The following is a 22,185-nucleotide window of genomic DNA, read 5'->3' on the forward strand; positions in this document are numbered from 1 at the left end:
CTCCCACCGATCTTAAGCCGTCGCTTCGCGTACTCCCGCGTTGATGGGTACGCTCAACGATCTGTTCGACCCGGACCGGGTCGCCGTCGTCGGCGCGACCGCCCGCGAGGGCGCCGTCGGTCGCGCCGTCACGTCGAATCTCCTCGACGACTTCGACGGCGACACGGTCCCCGTCAACCCGAACTACGACGAGGTGCTCGGTACGCCGTGCGTCGACGAGGTCGCCGACGCGGACGCCGACGTCGCGGTCGTCGTCGTCCCCCCGTCCATCGTGCTGGACGCCATCGAGGCGTGCGGCGAGGCGGGAGTCCGTAACGTCGTCGTGATCACCGCCGGGTTCGGCGAGACGGGAGAGGACGGAGCGGCGAGGGAGCGTCGCCTCGCGGAGCTAGCCGACGAGTACGACCTCAACCTCGTCGGCCCCAACAGCTTAGGGATCATGTCGACCCCCTCGGGGATGAACGCGACGTTCGGCCCCGAGAACGCGCTCCCCGGTGGGCTCTCCTTCATGAGCCAGTCGGGCGCGTTCGTCACCGCGGTCCTCGACTGGGCCAACGACAACGGGATTGGCTTCAAGGACGTGGTCTCGCTCGGCAACAAGGCCGTCCTCGACGAGACGGACTTCGTCGACCACTGGGGAGACGACGAGGAGACCGACGTGATCATCGGCTACCTCGAGGGGATCGAGGACGGCCGCGAGTTCATCGAGACCGCCCGCGAGACGACCCAGGACACCCCGATCGTCGCCGTGAAGTCCGGGCGGACGAGCGCGGGCGCGCAGGCCGCCTCCTCGCACACCGGCACGCTCGCGGGCTCCGACAAGGCGTACGAGGCCGGCCTCGATCAGGCGGGCGTCATCCGCGCGGAGTCGGTCGACGAGCTGTTCGACTCGGCGGGCATCCTCGGGAGCCAGCCACTGCCCGACACCGACAGCGTCGCCATCGTCACGAACGCCGGCGGCCCCGGCGTGATGGCGACCGACGCCGTCGGGGACGCCGACCTCGACATGGCGTCGTTCACGGCCGAGACGAGCGATGCCCTCGCCGCGTCGATGCCCGAGGAGGCGAACATCCACAACCCGGTCGACGTGATCGGCGACGCCGACGTCGAGCGGTTCCGCGAGGCGCTGGAGATCACCGTCGAAGACGACAACGTCGGCGCCGCGCTCGTGCTGGCCGCGCCGACGGCGACGATCGACTTCGGCGACCTCGCGGACGCGATCGAGGCGGTCAGCGAGGAGATGGACGCGCCCGTCGCGGCCTGCCTGATGGGCGGCGACCGGACCCGCGAGCCGAAACAGCAGCTTCAGGCGCGGGGGATCCCCTGTTACTTCGACCCCGCCCGCGGGATCGAGAGCCTCGCGACGCTCGCGCGCTATCGCGACATCAAGGCGCGCGAGTACGCGCCCCCCATGTCGTTCGACGTCGACCGCGAGCGCGCCCGCGAGATCCTCGGGACGGTGCGCGACCGCGACGACAACCGCTTGGGCGTCGAGGCGATGGAGCTGCTCGACGCGTACGGGATCCCCACGCCCGACGGCGAGATCGTCGACTCGCCCGAGCGCGCCCGCGAGGTCGCCGAGGGCGTCGACGGCGACGTTGTGATGAAGATCGTCTCGCCGGACATCCTGCATAAGTCCGACATCGGCGGCGTCGCCGTCGGCGTCGCCGACGCGGACGTGGCCGACACCTACGAGGACCTGGTCACCCGCGCGCGCAACTACCAGCCGGACGCGACCGTCCTCGGCGTTCAGGTACAGGAGATGGTCGATCTCGACGACGGCGTCGAGACCATCGTCGGGATGAACCGCGACCCGCAGTTCGGCCCGCTGCTGATGTTCGGGCTCGGCGGCATCTTCGTGGAGGTGATGGAGGACACCACCTTCCGCGTCGCGCCCGTCTCCGAACCCGAGGCGCGCGAGATGACCGAGGAGATCCAGTCGGCGCCGCTCCTGCGCGGCGCTCGCGGCCGCGACCCCGTCGACGTCGACGCCGTGGTCGAGACGATCGGCCGGCTCTCGCAGCTGGTCACCGACTTCCCGGCGATCCTCGAACTGGATATCAACCCGCTCGTCGCACTGCCCGACGACGACGGCGGCACGAACGCCGCCGCCGTCGACGTGAGACTCACCGTCGATCCGGAGGAACTAAACTAATGACAGACACACCCACCACACTCGTCACCGCAACCGGAGACAGCGCCGGAAAGACAGCGATCACCGTCGCCTTAGCGCGGCTCGCGGCCGACCGCGACCGCAGCGTCGGCTACATGAAACCGAAGGGCACCCGACTCCAGTCGAACGTCGGCAAGACGCTCGACCAGGACCCCATGCTCGCCCGCGAGGTGCTCGGCCTCGACGCCGAGATGCACCAGATGGAGCCCGTCGTCTACTCCCCGACGTTCGTCGAGGGCGCGATCCGCGGCACCGAGGACCCGGCCGCGCTCCGCGACCGGATCCGCGACGAGTACGACGACATCGCCGCCGACAACGACCAGGTGTTCGTCGAGGGCGGCGGCAGCTGGACCACCGGCGGCGTCGTCGACCTCACCGACGTCGACGTCGCGGAGCTGCTCGACGCGCGCGTCGTCCTCGTCGCCGAGTACGGCTCGCCGAACGACCTCGACGAGGTGCTCGCGGCCGCCGACGCGTTCGGCGACCGCCTCGCCGGCGTCGTCTTTAACAAGGTGTCCGACGACGCCTTCGAGTCGCTCGACCAGGACGGGATCCCGTTCCTCGAATCGAAGGGGATCACCGTCTTCGGCGCGATCCCCCACGAGAAGGAGCTCGCGGGCGTCACGGTCGGCGAGCTCGCCGACGAGCTGGGCGCCGAGCTGCTCACCGACGCGCCCACGGACGCGTTCGTCGAGCGGTTCCTCGTCGGCGCGATGGGCGGCGACGAGGCGCTCCGCTACTTCCGGCGCGCCCGCGACGCCGCCGTCATCACCGGCGGCGACCGCGCGGACGTTCAGACCGCGGCACTCGACGCCTCCGGCGTGGCCTGTCTCGTCCTCACCGGCGGCCACCGTCCCTCCGGCGCGGTGCTCGGGAAGGCGGCGGACGCCGGCAAGCCCGTCCTCGCCGTGAACACCGACACGGTCACCGCCATCGACCGCGCCGAGGGGGTCATCCGCGGCGGCCGCACGCGCGACGTCCGGACGATTGACCGGATGGCCGAACTGCTCGGCGACCACGTCGACGTCGACGCGCTCGTCTGAGGGCGCGACCCCCGTCCGGTTCGGCCGCATCCTCGATCCGGTTCGGCCGCAGCGCCGGTCCGGTTCGGCCGCAGCGCCGGTCCGGTTCGGTCGAAGTTCGTGGTCGCGTTCGCCCGCGATCCGTGATCGTCTGACGTACTGTTTTCACGGTGGACGACGTACCCCGCCTATGACCAGTCTCTCGGAGGCGTACGGTGGACGGGGGCGCTCCGGGGCCGACCCGCGGCGGCTGTACCTCGGCGTGGGATCGTTCGCCACGGGGGCGCTGCTCCTCGTCGCGGGCATCCTCGCGGCGGCCGAGGTGGCGGTGCCTGCGGGGTACAGCTCCGCCGCGGCCCGGGAGCTCGGCGGGGTCCTCGGCGGCATCGGCGTCCCGCTCGTGTTGATCGGCGTGATGGCCGTGCTGCCGGCCGACCGCAGCACCTACGCAGCGGCGGTCGTCGGCGCGGCCGTCATGTGTCTCGGCGTGGCGGTTTTCACCTACGCGTACCCCGAACGGTGGGTCGGCGGACCGCGCCCGGACCTCCCGAACCTCACCCTCCACACCGCGGGCGTCTACTTCCTCGGCGCCGCGACGACGCTGTGGAGCGTGTTCGTCGGCGTCGCTAACTTCAAGACCCGCAACGACCCCGGCGGCACCGTCTCGATGGAGGTGACCCACAAGGGGGAGACGAAGGTGGTCGAAGTCCCCCGAGACCAGCTCAGCGGCCCCGGCGGCGTCGGCCTCCTCGGCGGCACCCCCGACGGCGACGTGGAGACGCAGACGAACCGTCCCGACGACGCGAACCGGTCGGCGCGCGACGCGAACCGGTCGACGGACCGAGACGCCGCCGGCGCGGCGTCCGGCCCCGGGACGACGGCCGACTCCGGAGCGGCGACCGGCACCGGCGCGTCGGACACCACCGGCGGCCGGTCGAGCGGCGCGGGAGGCTCCGGCGCGGGCGGGCGGACGACCGACGCGGGCCGGTCCGGGACGGGCGGATCCCCCATGCCCGGCTCGGCGGGCGTGAGCGACGGCGGCAGCGCCGACACCGACATCTCCTCGCCGCTCGACGAGGCGGGGCCGGCGGGGCCGTCCTCGCCGTCGACGCCGGAGTCCGCGCCCTCGCCCGGCTCCCCCGCCGCGCGCGACGGCCCGGGCGACACCTACTGCGGCAACTGCGCGAAGTTCGACTACGTCCGGACGGATGACGGGATGCGCCCCTACTGCGCGCACTACGACGAGCTGATGGACGACATGGAGGCGTGCGACTCCTGGACGCCGCGATAGGCGCGCTCGCCGCCGCGAGAACGCCGACGAGACCGTGCGACCGTCCGCGCTCGCCCGGCACAAGAGCTAACTCACGCTCCGCCGACGGGCCCGTATGGACGACCGCAGGACCCTCTTCCTCGCCGGATTCGTCGGGGCGTCGCTATCGTACATCTTCAACGTCCTCGCGTTCACCGGTACGTTCGACGTGTTCCGCTGGGTCGTGTTCGTCGCGCTGTACGTCGGGTTCACGTACGGATTCGACCGGTTCATCGGCTGGCAGACCGGCTCGGCCTGAGCGTCTCCGGTGCCGATATCGGTTGGTCCCGCTCCAACCCGAGGATTTCGGACGGGTCGAGGCGAGCGCCTCGGCGCAGAGGGCCTTACACCGGCTCCGCGGAGGGGAGCTGCGACTCCGCGACGGCGAACGCGAGCGTGCTCAACACGCCGATGAGCGTCCCGGCCGCGAGCGCCATCGCCAGCTCCGAGAGCCCGAGCGCCGTCACGCCGGGCGCGTCCGGGAGGAAAAAGCCGGAGACCGCGAACAGCACGACGGCGATGGCGGCCACGTAGAAGGGGGCGTTGAGGTAGCGCCACCGGAACCGACCGGCGAGGTACTCGTCGGTGATCTGCCCGAGGCTGGAGGTGACGCCCGCCACGCCGAGCCACTGGACGAACCCGTGGACGAACGCGGCGAGGGCGGTGCCGGCCGCGAGCGGGCTTCCCTGCGCGGTCCGGACGACGTCGACGGTGTCGACGCCCTGAACCCCGCCGACGACGACTAAGGCGAGCGCGACGACGTAGGTGACGAGCGTCACGCGGCCGGTGTAGAGGACGTTGCGGACGCTCTCGGCGGTCCCGTCGACGGTGTCTTCGAGCCCCAGCCCGCGGAACAGCGAGTAGAGCCCGACCGCGCCGGAGAGGATTCCCAGCACTGCCGCGCCGGCCACGTCGAAGAGGTTGGCGACGACGACCAACGGGTAGATGAGGAGGACCACGCCCAGCGGGATTAAGATTGTGCCGCGCGTCTCCGGGTCCGCGAGCACCTGCTTGATCGTGTAGTAGAGCGACTCGAGGTCCTGCGCCTGCCGGACGACGACGCGGCGCATCCCGTCGATCGGCATCCGCGAGCGGATCACGGGGAGGACGGACTCGTCTTGGGCGCCGTCGGTGATCACGACCGCCGACACCTCCTCGCCGGTCGACAGCTCGGCGAGCACGCGGTCGACCTCCTGGCCGACCGCGCGGTTCGCCTTCACGTCCGGGCCGTCGACGCCCGTGACGGCCGCGACCTCGACGGCCTCCCCCTCGGCGGCGAGCTCGTCGTGGACGTTGACGCCTTGGAAGAGGACGTTCACGTCGGAGTCCTCCGGGTCGGCGGTCGCGAGCGCGACCGCGGCCTCGGTGACGTCGTCGGCGCCGATGACGGGGGTGGGGATCCCCGTCTTGCGGCCGAGGTCGTCGTCGAGGTCGACACAGAGGACGAGCAGCATCGTTCGAGGCTACGCGGGGGGACGGCATATGTTTTCGGCTCGGGTCGCGCCCGGCGAACCCGGCGACCGCGTCGGCCCGAACGGTCGCTCCGTCACTCCTCCTCGTTTGGCTCGTGTTCGAGCCCGTTCATCATGCGGCGGACGTTCTCGCCGTCGCTGAACGCGGCCGGATACGCCGCCAGCGGGAGGACGAAGTCGTCCTCGACCTCGACCGGCTCGCCGATGTGAAGCTCCAGCTCGGTGTCCGCGCCGGTCCCCTCGATCTCGCCGTCGGCCGTGTACACGACGACCTCGGCGTCGGACCCGAGGACCTCTGTGGAGTACTCCGAGCCGCGTTCGAGGTCGCCGACCCCCTCGTACCGGCTCAGGATGAGCTCGGCGCGCTCGCGGGTGCCCAGCTCGGCGATCGGGTTGAGCGCCCGGCCGAGCACCTCGATCTGCGGCGTCGTCACCGCGGCGAAGACGGCGGCCTGGTAGCGCTCGCCGAACAGCTCGACGGCCTTGTCGTACTCGGCGACGGTGTTCGTCACGCGGACCTCGCGGGTCTGTCCGGCGACCTCCACCTCGCGCGAGATCACCTCGTCGGAGACCTCGTTGAGCTCGTATCCGCTCTCCGAGAGGGTCGCGTCGGCCACCGTCGCGGTGCCCGCCGCGAACTCCGCGGGCCCGTCGCCGGTCGCGACGTCGAGCGCGGTACAGCCGGCGAGGCTTGCGAGTCCGACCGCGCCGCCGGCGGCGAGCGCCCGGCGGCGCGTGACCGCGTCGCTCGGTGTCTCGTTCTCGGCGTCGTCGTCGGTCGGGTCTCGGTCCATGCCCGCCACTGGCGGCGGCGGGGGTACATACTTTGTGTTTGAACCGGTCGGTCGTCTCGGGCGCCGCTGACCGCTGGCCTGCCCGAACACGCCGCCGTGACAACCGCTCTCGCCCGACTCCGCGCTTCGCACGCTTTTTCACGTCGCGGCCGGTAGAAGGGGGTAGATGATCTCCAAGGGCTGTGAACAGTGCGCCAAGGGCGGGAAGATGGTGCTTTTCGTCTACGGGTACTGCGACCAGCGGGACTGCTTCTACTGCCCCCTCGGAGAGAACCGGAAGAACGTCACCGACGTGTACGCCAACGAGCGGAAAGTCGAGTCTGACGCGGACGTGATCGAGGAGGCCAAGCGCATGAGCGCGCTCGGCACCTCGATCACCGGCGGCGAGCCCCAGGAGGCGATGGCGAAGACGACCCGGTACCTCGAACTGCTGAAAGACGAGTTCGGCGAGGACCACCACACGCACCTCTACACCGGAATTACGGGCGGCCGCGAGAACATGCGGAAGCTCTCGGAGGCCGGCCTCGACGAGATCCGCTTCCACCCGCCCGTGGAGCTGTGGGGCGACATGCACGGCACCGAGTGGGAGGAGATCCTCCATATCGCCCGCGAGGAGGGGCTCACGCCCGCCTTCGAGATTCCCGGGATCCGCGCGGAGCCGGAGTTCTTGGAATTCCTCGACGAGGGCGCCGCGGAGTTCTGTAACATCAACGAGTTCGAGATGTCCGACGGGAACTACCGCCGGATGCAAGAGGAGGGGTTCGAGCTCCAGGAGGGACACATGTCCGCGGTCGAGGGGTCGAAGGACGCCATCCTCGAGGAGATGGCGAGCCACGAGCAGGTGTACTTCTGTACGTCGGTGTTCAAAGACGCCGCGCAACACCGCAACCGCCTGAAGCGCATGGCGAAGAACATCCGTCGGGAGTTCGACGAGGTGACGGACGACGGCACGCTCGTCTACGGGAAGGCGTTCGCCGCCCCCGAGCGCTTCGAGGCGCTGGGCGTCCCCGAGGAGTTCTACACCGTCAAGTCGGACCACGTCGAGGTCGCGTGGTGGCTCTTAGAGGAGATGATCGAGGACGGCGACCTCGACGAGGGCGAGATCGTCGAGCAGTACCCGACCGTCGACGGCACCGTCGTCGAGCGGACCCCGGTCGCCTGAACGAGCAGATTTCGATTCTCATTGTCAACGACTCTCGTTCGTTACCCGCGGGGACAGCGGTGGCGCGCGCCTGCGAGCGGCCGGAGCGAAGCGGAGGCCGCGAGTCAGCGCGTGCGAGGGAGTCAGTCGGCCGGAGCGTAGCGGAGGCCGGCTGACGAGGCTGGGGAGGCGTGAGGTGCAGTCGCCGTACGGGGTGGGACTCAAAGGGGCAGCCGGGAGGCCGCCGTAGGCGACGCAAGCACTGGAACGAGGGAGCGAACGGAGTGAGCGACCGAGTGAAGCGCGCAGCGAGCGTACGGCGGCCTCACGGCTGGGGCTTTGGCGGTGTTCACCGTCGATTCTCCGTCAGCGATTTATTACCGAGCGGCTGGGGCTTTGGCGGTGTTCACTGCCGATCCGTTGGCAGTCATTTATAAACAAGTGGCTGGGAATTTGGCGGCGTTCACCGTCGATCCGTGGTCGGACATTCATCACGAGTCGTGTTATCTGCTCCCACACTTATGAGGGATCAACGCGTACGGTCGCGCATGGCCACCGACGATCCCGTCTTCGCGAACGTGAGCATCGGACAGGAGGTGTACAACGAGGACGGCGAGCGCCTCGGGTCGATCCGGGGGGTCGACGACGACGGCTTCTACGTCGCGTCGCCGTCGGGCACGGACACGCTGGCGCTCACCGATGCGCGCGACGTGTTCGGCACCGCCTACGTGATGTGGCGCTGCTGGGAGTGCGGCGAGATGGGTGAGATCGGCGACCAGCTCCCCGCGAACTGCCCGAACTGCGACGCGCCCCGCGAGGAGCTGTACTACTGGGCCGAGGACTGAGACGACGACGGCGGGAACCCCGCTCTCGTTCTCGTCGTTTATTTATAAATAGCTGACCGCGTTGACGCAGCAAACACCATCGAAGCCCCAGCCGTTTATTTATAAATCGCCACTAGCGGATTCACTGCGAACACCACCGAAGCCCCAGCCGCTCGGCTGTACGACACTACAGTTTATAATCTGCTCATCGACACGAACACCGTCGAAGCCCCAGCCGTGAGGCGGGCGCACGCTCGCTGCGCGCTTCAGTCGCTCGCGTTGCTCGCTCCTTCCAGTGCTTACGTCGCCTGCGCCCGCCTCACGGCTGCCCCTTCGAGTCCCACCCGACCGCCCCGCACCGCAGCCTCACGCCTCCCCAGCCTCGCGGCTCCCTCCGCTACGCTCCGGTCGCCGCGTCCCTCGCACGCGCTCCTCGCGGCCGCCGGGGGCGGCCGCTCGGAGGCGCGCGCCGACCGCACGTCGTTTTATAAACAAACGATACCGCTTCCACAGTTGTTTATAAGTAACCGTCGCCGGCCGGCTCAGTCCGCGTCGACGAAGTCCCCGAGGTTCGCCTGGAGCCCGGCGGCCATCGTCGACTTCCGTCGGAGGCGGCCGAGCGAGACGGGGAGCTGGTCGGCGACGCCGCGGACCGCCTCGCCGAACGTCTCCGCGGCCCCGAACTCGCCCTCGAACGCGTTGCGGACGGCCTCGCGCACCTGCCACACGCCGACCGGTCCCCAGTAGTCGTCGGAGACGTGGCGGCAGACGAGCGCCTTCGCCTGCCGCCCGCGGTCGTCGAGGTGCTCTAAGACCCCCAAGCGAGACGCGTAGTAGGCGCCCGCCGTCTCCTCGACGTAGCCGGTCCGCCCCTCGCGGCCTTCGCTCGCGGCCGCGAGGTAGACGCCCGCCTCGGGGTCGGGATTCCAGATCGAGCCGGGCGATTTCATCTCGACGAGTTCGTACTCCCAGCGGCCCGGGACCAAGATCACCCAGAATGCGTTGCCGAGGTACTCGTTGCGGTGGACCTCGATCCGGTCGACGGTCGGGTTGTCGCGGATCGACCCGCGGAGGAACTGCCCGACCGTGTCGTCGACGGCCGTGATCGACCAGCGCGTCGGGACGAGCCGGCGGTTCTCGCCCTGCCCGAGCGCGCCCGCTGAAAGGATCGTGTTGATCTCGTACACGTCGAACCCGCGGCGGTAGAGGTACGTCATGGCGCCCTCGGCGCGCCAGTCGTCGTCCTCCAAGGTCTTCTTCACCGGCTGCGGGACGTGGGGGTTCTCGCCGAGGTCCGCGGTCCGCGCCGCGGCGCGCGGCCCGGTCGGCGTCTTGATGTCCTCGGTCCCGACTTCGAAGTCGAGGTCCGGCCGACCGTCGAGGCCGATCTCCACGTCGACCGGGCGGTCCGCGATGGCGATCTCGCGTTGGACGCCGAGCCAGCCGTTCCACGCGTCGTGGACGCTCTCGGCCGGGCCGCCGCCGTTCCCGACCGATTTCACCCCGCCGGTCACGCCGGCGTCCGCGACGTCGACGCCGCGCGTCGAGTTGAGCAGGCTGGTCCGGCGGTCGAACACGTCGGAGATGGAGACGCCCTCCTCGTACCACGCCGCGGAGGTCTCGAACGCCGCGGCGCGCTCCTCGCGGCCGACGGGCGAGAGCAGGCCGGTCGAGACGTTCGGGTAGTCCGCGCGGCCGACGAAGATAGAGGGCGAGACGCTGCCGACGACGGCGTCGTCGGAGACATGCTCGTCGAAGCGCCGCTCGAAGGAGTCGAGGTGGTCGAGAACCCCGTAGTCCTTCTCCGCGGCGAGGCGCCGCCGCTCGGCGCGCTCGTTCGCCTCGAACTCGATGAACTCGTCGAGCCGCATTCGGATCGGCGTTGGCGGCGCACCGGCTTGAACGTTTCCGGCGCGGCGGGACGCGAAGCCCGAAAAAGAAAGCAGGAAAGGGGAGAACCGACCACGAGACCGTCCTAACTGTGAATTCCCATCGCTTCGATCTGCTCTTGGTACCGGTTGCGGATGGTGACCTCGGTGACCTGCGCGACGTCGGCGACCTCGCGCTGGGTCTTCTTCTCGTTACAGAGCAGCGAGGCCGCGTAGATGGCGGCGGCGGCGTAGCCGGTGGGCGACTTCCCGGAGAGCAGTCCCTGCTCGGCGGTCGTCTCGATGATCTCGTTGGCCTTCGACTGGACCTCCTCGGAGAGCTCTAACTCCGAGGAGAATCGCGGGACGTACTTCTTCGGGTCGACCGGGCGCATCTCCAAGCCGAGCTCCTGGGAGATGTAGCGGTACGTCCGGCCGATCTCCTTGCGGTCGACCCGCGAGACCTCGGAAATCTCTTCGAGGCTCCGCGGAATGCCCTCCTTGCGACAGGCGGCGTACAGGGCCGCGGTGGAGACGCCTTCGATGGAGCGCCCCCGAATGAGGTCCTCGTTGAGCGCGCGTCGGTAGATGACGGACGCCACTTCGCGTACCGAGCGCGGCACGCCCAGCGCCGACGCCATCCGGTCGATCTCCGAGAGCGCGAACTGGAGGTTGCGCTCGCCGGCGTCCTTCGTCCGGATCCGCTCCTGCCACTTCCGCAGCCGGTGCATCTGCGACCGCTTCTTCGAGGAGATGGAGCGCCCGTAGGCGTCCTTGTCCTTCCAGTCGATCGTCGTCGTCAGTCCCTTGTCGTGCATCGTCTTCGTCGTCGGGGCGCCGACGCGCGACTTCTCCTGCCGCTCCGAGTGGTTGAACGCGCGCCACTCCGGGCCGGGATCGATCTGCTCGTCTTCGATGATCATCCCCGTCTCCTCGTGTATCAGCTCCCCGTCGGCCGTCCGGGTGAGGTCCTCCGGATCGAAGTCCTCGGGGTCCAACTCGTCGATGTCCTCGACCTCCTCGACGTCGATCTCGTCTTCCTCGGCCTCTTCGTCCCCCACGCGCTGCCGGTCGTGATCCCGTTGCCGGGTGGGCCGTGTCATCGCATTTATATACTATCCAAACGGTTTAACTTAAAAGTTCGTTACCGTGTGGGAGAGTACCACGGGTTGTGACCCCCGGTCGGTCTCCTGTGGACAGCGGACGGACAGCCCTTTGTTCGCCGGGCGCGGAACCCGGACGAATGCCGACGATCGACTGCGACCCGGCCGCCGCGCGCGAGCGACTCGCGGGCGAGGGCGTCCGGATCGACGAGGGGAACACCCCCCACGAGCGGTGGCGCGCCGAGCGAGAGGGGGCCGTCGCGGTCGCGTACGACGACAAGGTCGTCGTTCAGGGGAGCGACCCGACGCGGCTGACCGCCCTGCTGCGCGACGGCGGCGGCCGCGCGCACGTCTACTTCGACGGCGCCTCCCGCGGGAACCCCGGGCCGGCCGCGGTCGGCTGGTGTCTTGTCACGTCCGACGGCGTCGTCGCCGAGGGCGGCGAGCGGATCGGCCGCGCCACCAACAACCAGGCCGAGTACGCCGCGCTGATCCGCGCGCTGGAGGCGGCCGACGAGTACGGCTTCGACGCCGTCGACGTCCGCGGCGACTCCCAACTCATCGTCAAGCAGATCCGCGGCGAGTGGGACGCCAACGACCCGGAGCTCCGCGAGCGGCGGGTCCGCGCCCGCGAGCTGTTAGAGCGGTTCGACCGCTGGTCGATCGCCCACGTACCGCGGGAAATAAACGAACGCGCCGACGATCTGGCGAACGAGGCACTCGATGACGCGAACTGACGACGAGCCGCCGGAGTGGGCCAAGGAACGGGCGCGGGAGATGATGGCGGCGGAGAACGACGCGGAGGCGAACGGATCCGCCGACGCGGACGATCCCGCGGACGCCGCAGAGTCGCCCGACCGCGACGAGGAGCGCGTCCCGGACGTGCCGGTCGAGGCCGTCGACGAGGCGGAGCGGCTCACCCGGCTCGCCCGCGAGGCCGAGTCCGCGGAGCCGACGCCCGAGATCGAGGAGGCGGCCGACCAGTACCGCGAGCGGCGCGACGCGCTCGCGACCGAGTACGGCTACACCGCGCGCGTCCGCGGCGAGGACGACACGCTCGTGTTGTACCCCGACGAGTGGATGGAGGAGGGGACGGTCCAGCTCGACCGCGTCGAGGACACCGACCGCGCGGTCGAGGTGTCGCTGTCCGGCCCGGGCGACGCCGACCGCTACCGCGAGGTGGCCGCGTACAACGAGGCGGTCGCCGCGGCGGTCGGCGAGTGCGAGGCCGAGGTCCACGCGCGGACCGCGGAGACGTTCGCGTCGTTCATGAGCAACCACTACGTCCGCCCGGTCGACGACGCCACGCCGCAGATGCGCGCCGAGTTCCGCGAGGAGTACTTCGTCCGGAACGGGTGGCCGACCGACGAGCAACTGGCCGCCGTCGACGAGTCGCTCTCCGTGATCGAGTCCGTCGCCGCCGACGTGGACGAGTCCGTCGCGGTCGAGGCCCTCGACGACCGAGAGTCGGCCGACGACGACGGTTCGACGTAGCGGTCGCTCGGCGGAGAGAGAACGCGGCTTTCGCCGCGCCGTGTGCCAAAATTTCAGTTGGAAACCGATACCGCGCGGGTGCCGGCGCTCCGGCTTACTCGAGCAGCGCGCGGACCTCGTCCGCGCGTTCCTCGTCGGTGACGAACCGGTCGAGGACCCACTCGATCTGGCCGAGGACGACGTCGTGGCCCTCGTCGGTGAGCTCGTACTGGTTCGTCCGCTTGTCGAGTTCGCTCTTCTCGACGAGCCCGTGCTCGACGAGGTCGTCGAGGTTGGGGTACAGGCGGCCGTGGTTCACTTCGGAGCCGTAGTACGCCTCTAACTCCCGCTTGATGGCGAGGCCGTACATCGGCTCCTCGGCGAGGATCGTGAGGATGTTCTGTTGGAACGCCGTGAGATCGCTTGCCGCCGTCGATTCATCAGTGACTGTTTGTGCCTCTGACATGCCTGACGGGAGGGGACCCGAACTTATAATCTTTCTCAACATTCACGACCGTTGCGATGCGTAACCCCGCACGGTTGTCCGGATCTCTCGGTATCGACGGTCTCTCGGCGGACGCTCGTGGTATCCGGCGATGGAACGCGTTCGACTGATCGATTCCGCTTTCGGCGGGTGGACCGATGGATCGTCGGTCGCGCTCGGCGTACGGCTCACGATCGAAACCGCGGAGATCCGGCCTCGCCCGGTGTCCGCCCTCGCGACCTCGGTTCCTCGTGGTTCGGTGGCGCCGTCGTCCCGTCGTTGCGACGGGGGTCAGTGACGCCGGCTTCCCGTCGTTGCGACGGGGACCGATGATGGACGCGCTCGCGCGATCCCGAAAGGACTTTGGCCGACTTCCACCCACCAACGGACACATGGCCAACCTCTGGGAGGATCTCGAGACGGGACCGAACGCGCCGGACGAGATCTACGCCGTCGTCGAGTGTCTCAAGGGCGAGCGGAACAAGTACGAGTACGACAAGGACATCCCCGGCGTCGTGCTCGACCGCGTGCTCCACTCGAACGTCCACTACCCGTACGACTACGGCTTCATCCCGCAGTCGTACTACGACGACGAGGACCCCTTCGACGTGATGGTGCTCGTCGAGGACCAGACGTTCCCCGGCTGCGTCGTCGAGGCCCGCCCCGTCGCCATGATGAAGATGGACGACGACGGCGAGCAGGACGACAAGGTGATCGCGGTGCCGACCGAGGACCCCCGGTTCGACCACATCGAGGACCTCGAGGACATCCCCCAGCAGACCCTCGACGAGATAGACGAGTTCTTCGCGACCTACAAGAACCTCGAGGCCGGCAAGGAGGTCGAAACGCTCGGCTGGGAGGACAAGGCGGCGGCGAAGGAGGCCATCGAACACGCGCAGGACCTGTACGACGACCAGGTCGCCTAACGCCGATATAACCCGAGCGCATCCGTCGCCCGCGCCCGGATGCGTTATGCCTATGGGTAATTTTTAGGGTGAGAGTCGCGTACGATCGCGTAGAACCATGAGCGCCACCACGCCCTCCGTCGGCATCGATCACCCGACGGTCGTGCCCGCGAACTTCGACCCGGACGACGACGCGACGACCGAGACGGCCGCCGGCGACGACGACGCCGCGACCGACGAGGCGTAGCGGCCGCCGCTCCCCTTCTCAGGCGCGTTCGACGACCGCCGAGAGCCGCGTCGCGTCGTCTCGAAGCGACGCGAACGCGTCGTCGACCCAGTCGACCACCGGATCGTCGGTCGATTCGAGCACGCACCGCGGGTTGTTCCGCTCGTCGTACGCGGTCACGCACGCGACGTCGTCACACCGGACGAGCCCGTACTCGATCGGCTCGGCGCTCACGTACACCGTCGCGTCGTCGTCGGTGAGCGCGCGGTCGGTCGCCGGGCCGAACTCCGCGACCGACGCGTCGACCACGTCGCGGTCGACGATCAGCTCGACGCTCGCGCCGTCGTCCAGCGCCGCGGCCGCCGCGTCGTTGAACTGCTGGAGGACGACCGGAGAGACGGCCCGGATCTCCGCCCCGCGGCTCTCGCGTAAGAGCTCGGTGAGGCGGTCGACGGCCGCCAGCGGGTTCTGGTCGGACGCGACCGTGAGGTCGCTGTCCGGGATCCCCTCCGCGGGGAAGTCGACGCCGACGCGCTCGACCGTCTCGGCGAACCGGCCGTAGCGGTCGCCGCGTTCGACCTCCGTCAGAAGCGTCTCGTACGCGTCGTGGACGCGTTCCCCGGTCGGCGTCACCCGGTAGTCGGCGCCGCGTTTCACGACCCAGTCGCGCTCGCGGAACCCCGCGAGGATCCGCTGGACCGTCGTTCGGGTGGCGTCGACCGCGTCGGTCAGCTCGGCCGGGCGCCGCGGCTCCTCGCGCAGCGCCCGGAGTATCGCGACTCGAACGGGCGAGCCGGCGAGGTACTGTGCGCCGTCGTGTCCGTCCTCGGCCGTCATCGTATGATCCGTGTGTACGGGTACCGCCCTGTTAACCGTACCGCGTTGTAGGCCCGGGCGCCGCGCTCGGGTCCCCGCCCGCCCGTCGGCCACGTCAGTCCCGGTAGCGGAACGACACGACGGTGCCGACGGTGTCCTCGCCGGCGATGCGCTCCGTGGTTACCGTCACGGCCGCGAGCGCGTCCGCGCCGAGCGCCTCCTCTATCACCGCCCGCAGCGCGTCGGGGTCGGCGCCCTCCTGAATCACCGGCACGCGGACCTGTCGCCGGTTGACCGCGACGTCGCCGAGGTCGTACTCCGTGTGTTCGAACGCCTCTCGGATCGCGGATTCGATGTCGGTCATAGCACGGTCCGTTCCGCGCCGCGCGGTGAAAAAACGCGTCCCCGATTTCTCGTGTCGGTACGGAGAGCGTTTCGGTCTCACAACCGTGGGTGATGAATAAATACTCTCTCTTGACCGCTCTAAGAATTTAATACAAAAATATCGAGATTTAAATATCTACTACGTTCTACCGCAGAACAATCTTAATATTTATTTATCCTGATACTTTTCGAATATGCACGAAAGTGTGGCAGATTACGTGGCAGAGCACCCGAAGATGGCCGGCGTCCTGTTCACCGCCCTCCTGCTGCTGTCGCAGGCGGCGCCCGCGGCGGCAAACATGGCCGCTACGAACCCTGGTCCTTAATCAATAATAAACTCGTCACTCCAAGTTAATTCATCGTCAATAAAAATCGGTACTGTCTCAAGCTCAAGAAAGTTCTTAAGCTTATTTTTCTGAACATATTTTATAAATATTTTTGTGGGGATGTAGTGATTATCTGTCTCTCCAGATATATTTATTTTTGTAAGGGAGCCCTTTCCATAGGGCCCGTTCGGAAACATTTCCGCAGTTAATTTCCATGAATCGCTAGTCCTGTTTGAAATGTCGAGTACGACTACAGATCCACTCCGACTCTGACAGATCGTCGTCCCCCCGTCCCCCACCACGATGTACTGATGACCCGTAATCAGCTCGCGCTTCGCCACGTGAAGCGCGGTGCGGAGGTTGAACCCGCTGTTCATCAGGCGGGCGATGATCCGGCCGAGCGTCGTCGCGGGCGAGTTCGCTACGTCGGAGAGTGTGACGATGCCGCCGCGCGAGCCGCGGTGGACCAGGGCCTCGCCCTGCTGGTAGGACTGGCAGGCGTTGAGCAGGAAGGCGCTGACGCCGATCTCGAGATCTTGGTCAGTCAGATCCAGGTACTCCTCGGCGCACTGCATCCCGCGGTCGTCGACGTGGCCGATGTAGTGAAGGAAGTCGACGTCGGACTCAAGCACCTCGCGCATCTCCTCGCGGGTGAGGTCGTGGCGCACCTCGATGTCGAACTGGACCATGTCGCGGAGCCCGTAGAGGTCGGCGACGTTGCCTTCCTCTCGCATCTGCTCGTCGTTACAGACGACGAGGACGGAGATGCGGGACTGCTCGACCTGACCCGCTTCGAGCCGGCGGTGGTACGCGTCGAGCGTCGCCTTATTCGCGTCGAGCGGGACGCCGTCGCCGACCCACGCGTGCTCGACGGTGTCAACGGGCTCCGGCCGGACGAAGTCGGTCTGCGCCGCGACGGCGCCGCGGTTCTCGGTCGCGTCTGCGCCGCGGGTGGAGGCGTCCGCGCCGCGGGTGGCTCCCGAGCTCGTCGCGCCCGCGCTCGCGCCACCGCGCACGAACTCGGCGTCACCGAGGGCGCCGCCGTCGGGCGCGACGCCGCCGACCGGGACCTCTCGCCTCGTCGCCGGTGAGGGGTTTCGGTCCGCACCGCCGAAGAAGCCGACGCCGACGCCGCCGTCATCGTCCACCGGCGTGACGGTCTCCGGCGAGCGGACGATCGACAGCTCGCCGGCGACGAACGGGAGCATCTCCACGTTCGCCGGGTCGGGACGGACATCCGTCGTCAGCGTCCACTGCGGAAGCTCCGGCTCGACCGCCTCGAACGGGACGTCGAGGTACTCGCCGAGCCGCGCCGCGAGCGGGAGGTCGTACAGCCGCTCCCAGTCGAGGTCGAGGTCGGTCGTCTCGCGCTCGTGGAGGTCGACCGGGTAGAACCCCTCCGTGCGGGCGAGACAGTCCATGTGGAACGACTGCCTGAGCACCTGCGCGGTCCGCGCCTCGAACCCGGGTTCGAGCGGGTACGCCCACCCGTCGCCCTCGATCCGCGGCTCGTCGCCGGGGACCACGTCCGCCGCGAAGTAGTACGCCAGCGAGACGACCGGGAAGAGGTAGCGGTACTCCGGCGGAACAACGATCCGGACGCCGCTGTCGACCGGTTCGACCCGCTCGGGGACGCGGAACTCGTCGCCGGGTTCGATGAGCGGCGGGTGGCCCCGCAGGGTCGGGAACGACCGCTCGGGGCTCGTCGTCTGGAGCGCGGAGCCGAGCAGCGAGACGGCGTCCATCAGCGACTCCGGGTCCGTTGGCGTCGTGATCGTCCCCGCCGGCGTCTGGTGGAGCGACCGGAAACCGAGCCCGACGACGCCGGGCGTGTCGAGGTCGATCCGGGTTGTCCGGTCGGTCGTCGAGACGGAGAACCCGGAGTCGAAGGTGAGGTACAGCTTCGTCGGCGCCGGGTTGATTCCGACGTGGTACGTCCCGTCGGGCATCGCGTAACAGTCGCCGTGAGTCAGGAGCTCCCCGTCGCCGGCGCGCGTCTCGACGACCGCGACCCGAGGAATCTCGATCGACCCTGTCTCGACCGCGACGCTGGCGTCGACGGGGAAGTAGTGGTCGGACTCGGGACGCGGTCGCGGCTCGACCGGCCGATCGGTGTACACCTCGAACTGCGTGTTCTCGATGTGGTCGGTGACGGTGAGCCCGTCGGCCTCGCGCAGTGGATCGATGTCGATGCTCATGGGGACTCGCCGCGGTCGTTGAGGCGGACGGGAGACCGGCGCCGCGGCGGTTGTGGGTATCACTCATTGACGGAAAGCGGCGATAAAGCTTGCGTCGGCCGGATCGCCGCGGACCGAACGGATAAAGTCCCGGCCGCCCCACCTCCGCGTAATGATAACGCTGGGAACGGCCCGCGCCTCTCCGGGCGAGACGGACACGGGCCGTCTCGAGGTGGGGGAGATGCGGGACGGGAGCCCCGTCCGGCTGCCGGTCGCCGCGATCAACGGCGCTGCCGACGGGCCGACGCTGTACGTCCAAGCGGTGAGCGACGGCGACGAGCTGAACGGGTTAGGCGTCGTCAACCGTGTCGTTCCGCGGCTCGATCCGGCCGAGCTGTCCGGGTCGGTCCTCGTTGTCGGCATCGTGAACCACTTCGCGTTTCAGGCCGCGGAACACCGCAACCCCGTCGACGACCGGAAGATGAACCGCGGCTACCCGGGCGACGCCGACGGGACGACCAGCGAGCGGATCGCCCACGAGACGTTCCAGATCGCCAAGCGCGCGGACTACATCCTCGACCTTCACCAGGGGTCGACGAGCCGGATGATAAACGAGACGCGCGTGCGCTGCGGCGTCCGCCACCGCCTCCACGGCGAGTGCTTGGAGCTCGCGAAGGCGTTCGGCTGCGGGCACGTCCTCGACATCAAGGGCCCGGACGGCCAGCTCGCGCGGGCCGGCCCGGAGCACGGCATCCCCACCGTCGACCCCGAGCTCGGCGGCTGCGTCGGCTGGGACGAGGAGTCGATACAGTACGGCGTCGAGGGCGTGTTCAACGTGCTCCGCCACTACGGGTTCCTCGACGGCGACGCGTCCCTCGAATCGCAGACGCGCGCCCGCGGCTTCGACCAGTACGGCTCGCCGGCCGGCGGCTTAGTCCGCTTCGAGCGCGAGCTCGGCGAGCGGGTCTCCGCCGGCGATGTCCTCTTCGAGGTAACCGACACCTTCGGCGCCTTAGAGGGCCGCGTCACCGCCGACACGGACGGAATCTTCTGGCGGACGCGCCGGCTCCCGCAGGTGGCCGCCGGCGAGTACGTCTGCTCGATCGGCACCAACGTCGACGAGTACTGATGGGGCCCTCTGACGACGACACGGCCTCTCCGAACCCCGATCTCCGCGGACTCCGCTGTCCCGAGTGCGGCGAGACGTACCGCGACCGCTGGCGCTGTCGGTGCGGTTCCCCGCTCGACTTCGCTGACCCGCCGACCCCCGAGGGGCCCGCGCCCGACCCCGACTCGTTCGACGCGCGCGGCGGCTTGTGGGCGTTCGACGACTTCCTCGCCGTCGGCGACGACCCCCGCGACCGCGTGACGCTCGGCGAGGGGATGACGCCGCTCGTCGACGCCGACGAGGGGCGCGAGTCCGGTGGGAACGCGGAAACCGACCGCCCCCCGTGGAACGCGTCGTTCAAGCTGGAGTACGTCTTCCCGACCGGCTCGTTCAAGGACCGCGGCGCGACCGCGACGCTGACCCGCGCCCGCGAGCTGGGCGTCGAGCGCGTCGTCGAGGACTCCTCGGGCAACGCGGGCGCCGCGATCGCGACCTACGCCGCCCGCGCAGGCATCGACGCCGAGATCTACGTCCCCGTCGACGTCAAGGAGTCGAAGCTCCGCGCGATCCGGCGGGCGGGCGCGGAGCCCGTCCGGATCGAGGGGAGCCGAGGTGACGTGACTGACGCGTGCGTCGCCGCGCTCGGTGAGGGGGACGACGCCGTGGGTGACGACGCGGACGCCGGCGTCGCCGACGACGGCGACCGTGCTTGGTACGCCAGCCACGCGTGGAATCCGGCGTTCTTCGAGGGGACCGCCACGGTCGCGTACGAGATCGCCTACCAGCGCGGCTGGGAGGCGCCAGACGCCGTCGTAACCCCGCTCGGCCACGGGACGCTGTTCCTCGGCGCCTACCGCGGGTTCCGGCGGCTCGAACGGGCCGGCTGGACCGACTCCGTCCCGCGGCTCTACGGCGCGCAGGCGGCCGGCGTCGCCCCGATAGTTCGGGCGCTCCACGGTCCGGAGGCGGCTGCTCCCGACGGCACGGTCAACGAGGCGGCCGACGGGATCCAGATCGCAGAGCCGGTCCGCGACCGCGAGATTCGGGCGGCGATCGATGCGACCGGCGGCGACGCCCTCGCAGTTACCGAGGCGACCGCGACCCGCGAACTCGACCGGCTCCACGCGGCCGGCTTTTATACCGAAGCGACCTGCGCGGTCGCGCCCGCCGCGCTGCGGACCCTCCGCGAGCGCGGCGAGGTCGGGCCCGACGAGGACGTTGTCGTGCCGCTGACGGGGAGCGGCCTGAAGGGCTGAGCCGGGCGCTCTGCCCGGTGCGCGCAGGACGGCGACCGGCCGCACCGTTACCCCTATTCGGTCGGCGGTACTCGGTCCTCGCATGGAGGTGCTCGTCTACGGCGCCGGCGCGCTCGGGAGCCTCGTGGGCGGGCTGCTGGCGCGCGACCACGACGTGACGCTCGTCGGGCGCGACCCGCACATGCGGACGATCCGGGAGGACGGGCTCCGGATCGACGGCGAAGTGGACGTCCGCGTCACGCCGCGCGCGCTCACCGACGGGCGGCACCGCGCCGCGGACCTCGCGCTCGTCACGACGAAGGCGTACGACACCGACGCGGCCGCCCGGGCGCTCGCGACCGGCGAGTACGGGGCGGTCTGCTCGCTCCAGAACGGGCTCACCGAGGAGCGGCTGGTCGCCGCGCTCGACGCGACGGTGCTCGCCGGCACCGCGAGCTACGGGGCCCGCTTCGCGGAGCCGGGCCGGGTCACCTGTACCGGCGTCGGCGAGGTGGTCGTCGGGGCGCTCTCCGGCGGCGCGAGCCCCGTCGCCGCGCGGGTCGGCGCGGCCTTCGACGCGGCCGGTATCGAGACGGTCGTCGCCGAGGACATGCCGGTGCGCCGATTCGAGAAGCTCGCGGTCAACGCCGGGATCAACGGTCCCTCGGCGCTGGCGCGGACCGAGAACGGACCGACGCTCGACGGGCCCGCGGGCGACGTCGCCCGCAAGGCCGCCCGCGAGACGGCCCGCGTCGCCCGGGCGGTCGGGGTCGACCTGGGCGACGACCGCGCGGTCGCCGCCGTCGAGCGCGTCGCCGCCGACACCGCCGCGAACCGGTCGTCGATGTGCGAGGACGTCGCGAACGGGCGGCGCACCGAGGTCGACGCCGTCTACGGCGCGGTCGTCGACCGGGCGGACCGACACGGCGTCCCGGTGCCGACGTGTCGGACGATCGGGTCCCTGATCCGCGGCTGGGAGGCGGCGCGCGGGCTCCGTCAGGGGTAACGACGAACTCCGAAAAGAACACCGCGCGGTCGGCGATCCGGGCCGCTACGCGCTCAGCACCACTCCTCGAGGACGGTCGCGTCGGTCTCGTCGACCGACACCCACGCGTCCTCCCGCGAGACGTCCGCGATGACGAGCTCCGGCCGCGACGACGAGGAGTCGATGGACGCCATCACGTCCGGCGCGTCGGCGGCGTCGAGCGCTGGGTCCGTCGGTAGCGCCGTCCGGCGACGGTCGGGGTCCGGGTCGTCCCAAGGGGTGGAACTCCGTGACATGGTTGTGAATTGTTCACAGTACGTATAAGAGTTGCGAACCAGAGCGGGATCCGCCGTGGGATCG

The 22,185-nt window shown here is 69.5% G+C and carries 22 protein-coding genes; 13 read left to right on the plus strand and 9 right to left on the minus strand.

Features of this window, described 5'->3' with window-relative positions; translation table 11 throughout:
- The first annotated feature begins 43 nt into the window (after nt 1–43).
- From B378_RS0102470 to B378_RS0102485, 4 genes are all read left to right on the plus strand, one after another.
- Nucleotides 44–2,155: an acetate--CoA ligase family protein gene (locus B378_RS0102470; protein WP_017342247.1), complete on the plus strand. Its 2,112-nt coding sequence runs from the start codon at nt 44–46 to the stop codon at nt 2,153–2,155.
- A complete protein-coding gene (locus tag B378_RS0102475) occupies nt 2,155–3,216 on the plus strand; it encodes a phosphotransacetylase family protein (protein WP_017342248.1) in 1,062 nt (353 codons plus the stop codon). The genes B378_RS0102470 and B378_RS0102475 overlap by 1 nt, the downstream gene beginning before the upstream one ends.
- Nucleotides 3,217–3,385: 169 nt before the next feature.
- On the plus strand, nt 3,386–4,486 hold the full coding sequence (locus B378_RS0102480; protein WP_017342249.1) for a hypothetical protein: 1,101 nt from the start codon (nt 3,386–3,388) through the stop codon (nt 4,484–4,486).
- A 94-nt stretch (nt 4,487–4,580) separates the two neighbouring features.
- The gene (locus B378_RS0102485) at nt 4,581–4,763 is read left to right on the plus strand and encodes a hypothetical protein (protein ID WP_017342250.1); all 183 of its coding nucleotides are present in this window, start codon (nt 4,581–4,583) and stop codon (nt 4,761–4,763) included.
- A gap of 85 nt (nt 4,764–4,848) precedes the next feature.
- Here B378_RS0102485 and B378_RS0102490 read toward each other — a convergent pair whose 3' ends face one another.
- Both B378_RS0102490 and B378_RS0102495 read right to left on the minus strand, forming a co-directional pair.
- Entirely contained in the window at nt 4,849–5,958 is a 1,110-nt protein-coding gene (locus tag B378_RS0102490; protein ID WP_017342251.1) for a DUF373 family protein, read from the minus strand.
- Nucleotides 5,959–6,050: 92 nt separating this feature from the next.
- Nucleotides 6,051–6,770 carry a DUF6517 family protein gene (locus B378_RS0102495; RefSeq protein WP_017342252.1) on the minus strand — a complete coding sequence of 240 codons (720 nt, stop codon included), beginning with the start codon at nt 6,768–6,770 and terminating at the stop codon, nt 6,051–6,053.
- 166 nt (nt 6,771–6,936) lie between these two features.
- On the opposite strand from B378_RS0102495, the gene B378_RS0102500 reads away from it, so the two are divergent.
- Both B378_RS0102500 and B378_RS0102505 read left to right on the plus strand, forming a co-directional pair.
- The gene (locus tag B378_RS0102500) at nt 6,937–7,932 is read left to right on the plus strand and encodes a radical SAM protein (protein WP_017342253.1); all 996 of its coding nucleotides are present in this window, start codon (nt 6,937–6,939) and stop codon (nt 7,930–7,932) included.
- 527 nt (nt 7,933–8,459) lie between these two features.
- Nucleotides 8,460–8,756: a hypothetical protein gene (locus B378_RS0102505; RefSeq protein ID WP_017342254.1), complete on the plus strand. Its 297-nt coding sequence runs from the start codon at nt 8,460–8,462 to the stop codon at nt 8,754–8,756.
- A 521-nt stretch (nt 8,757–9,277) separates the two neighbouring features.
- On the opposite strand, the gene nreA is transcribed toward B378_RS0102505, so the two are convergent.
- On the minus strand, nt 9,278–10,606 hold the full coding sequence (gene nreA / locus B378_RS0102510) for a DNA repair protein NreA (protein WP_017342255.1): 1,329 nt from the start codon (nt 10,604–10,606) through the stop codon (nt 9,278–9,280).
- A 104-nt stretch (nt 10,607–10,710) separates the two neighbouring features.
- A complete protein-coding gene (locus B378_RS0102515) occupies nt 10,711–11,706 on the minus strand; it encodes a transcription initiation factor IIB family protein (protein ID WP_017342256.1) in 996 nt (331 codons plus the stop codon).
- Nucleotides 11,707–11,846: 140 nt separating this feature from the next.
- On the opposite strand from B378_RS0102515, the gene rnhA reads away from it, so the two are divergent.
- Together rnhA and B378_RS0102525 are read left to right on the plus strand one after the other, a co-directional pair.
- On the plus strand, nt 11,847–12,443 hold the full coding sequence (gene rnhA / locus B378_RS0102520; RefSeq protein WP_017342257.1) for a ribonuclease HI: 597 nt from the start codon (nt 11,847–11,849) through the stop codon (nt 12,441–12,443).
- Nucleotides 12,430–13,200 carry a hypothetical protein gene (locus tag B378_RS0102525; protein WP_017342258.1) on the plus strand — a complete coding sequence of 257 codons (771 nt, stop codon included), beginning with the start codon at nt 12,430–12,432 and terminating at the stop codon, nt 13,198–13,200. The genes rnhA and B378_RS0102525 overlap by 14 nt, the downstream gene beginning before the upstream one ends.
- A 94-nt stretch (nt 13,201–13,294) precedes the next feature.
- Here B378_RS0102525 and B378_RS0102530 read toward each other — a convergent pair whose 3' ends face one another.
- Entirely contained in the window at nt 13,295–13,645 is a 351-nt protein-coding gene (locus tag B378_RS0102530) for a PadR family transcriptional regulator (RefSeq protein WP_017342259.1), read from the minus strand.
- Nucleotides 13,646–14,055: 410 nt separating this feature from the next.
- On the opposite strand from B378_RS0102530, the gene B378_RS0102535 reads away from it, so the two are divergent.
- Together B378_RS0102535 and B378_RS17395 are read left to right on the plus strand one after the other, a co-directional pair.
- The gene (locus B378_RS0102535) at nt 14,056–14,589 is read left to right on the plus strand and encodes an inorganic diphosphatase (RefSeq protein ID WP_017342260.1); all 534 of its coding nucleotides are present in this window, start codon (nt 14,056–14,058) and stop codon (nt 14,587–14,589) included.
- A gap of 97 nt (nt 14,590–14,686) precedes the next feature.
- Nucleotides 14,687–14,815, plus strand: a complete 129-nt coding sequence (locus tag B378_RS17395) for a hypothetical protein (protein WP_017342261.1) — start codon at nt 14,687–14,689, stop codon at nt 14,813–14,815.
- Between the two features lie 18 nt (nt 14,816–14,833).
- Here B378_RS17395 and B378_RS0102545 read toward each other — a convergent pair whose 3' ends face one another.
- The 3 genes from B378_RS0102545 to B378_RS0102560 all read right to left on the minus strand — a co-directional run bounded on the left by B378_RS0102545 (nt 14,834) and on the right by B378_RS0102560 (nt 18,518).
- Complete coding sequence (locus B378_RS0102545) at nt 14,834–15,631, minus strand: winged helix-turn-helix domain-containing protein (protein ID WP_017342262.1); 798 nt, start codon at nt 15,629–15,631, stop codon at nt 14,834–14,836.
- 94 nt (nt 15,632–15,725) lie between these two features.
- Nucleotides 15,726–15,974, minus strand: coding sequence for a hypothetical protein (locus B378_RS0102550; protein ID WP_017342263.1), 249 nt, complete (start codon nt 15,972–15,974; stop codon nt 15,726–15,728).
- Between the two features lie 342 nt (nt 15,975–16,316).
- Entirely contained in the window at nt 16,317–18,518 is a 2,202-nt protein-coding gene (locus B378_RS0102560) for a caspase family protein (RefSeq protein ID WP_017342265.1), read from the minus strand.
- Between the two features lie 151 nt (nt 18,519–18,669).
- Between B378_RS0102560 and B378_RS0102565 the strand changes: the two genes are divergently transcribed.
- The 3 genes from B378_RS0102565 to B378_RS0102575 all read left to right on the plus strand — a co-directional run bounded on the left by B378_RS0102565 (nt 18,670) and on the right by B378_RS0102575 (nt 21,846).
- Nucleotides 18,670–19,626, plus strand: coding sequence for a succinylglutamate desuccinylase/aspartoacylase family protein (locus B378_RS0102565; protein WP_017342266.1), 957 nt, complete (start codon nt 18,670–18,672; stop codon nt 19,624–19,626).
- Nucleotides 19,626–20,861 carry a pyridoxal-phosphate dependent enzyme gene (locus B378_RS0102570; protein WP_017342267.1) on the plus strand — a complete coding sequence of 412 codons (1,236 nt, stop codon included), beginning with the start codon at nt 19,626–19,628 and terminating at the stop codon, nt 20,859–20,861. Before B378_RS0102565 ends, B378_RS0102570 begins: the two co-directional genes overlap by 1 nt.
- Nucleotides 20,862–20,943: 82 nt before the next feature.
- Nucleotides 20,944–21,846, plus strand: coding sequence for a ketopantoate reductase family protein (locus tag B378_RS0102575; RefSeq protein WP_017342268.1), 903 nt, complete (start codon nt 20,944–20,946; stop codon nt 21,844–21,846).
- 53 nt (nt 21,847–21,899) lie between these two features.
- Here B378_RS0102575 and B378_RS0102580 read toward each other — a convergent pair whose 3' ends face one another.
- A complete protein-coding gene (locus tag B378_RS0102580) occupies nt 21,900–22,121 on the minus strand; it encodes a hypothetical protein (protein ID WP_017342269.1) in 222 nt (73 codons plus the stop codon).
- Between the last annotated feature and the right edge of the window lie 64 nt (nt 22,122–22,185).

The organism is Halorubrum sp. T3 (assembly GCF_000296615.1).
Classification (GTDB): Archaea; Halobacteriota; Halobacteria; order Halobacteriales; family Haloferacaceae; genus Halorubrum; species Halorubrum ruber.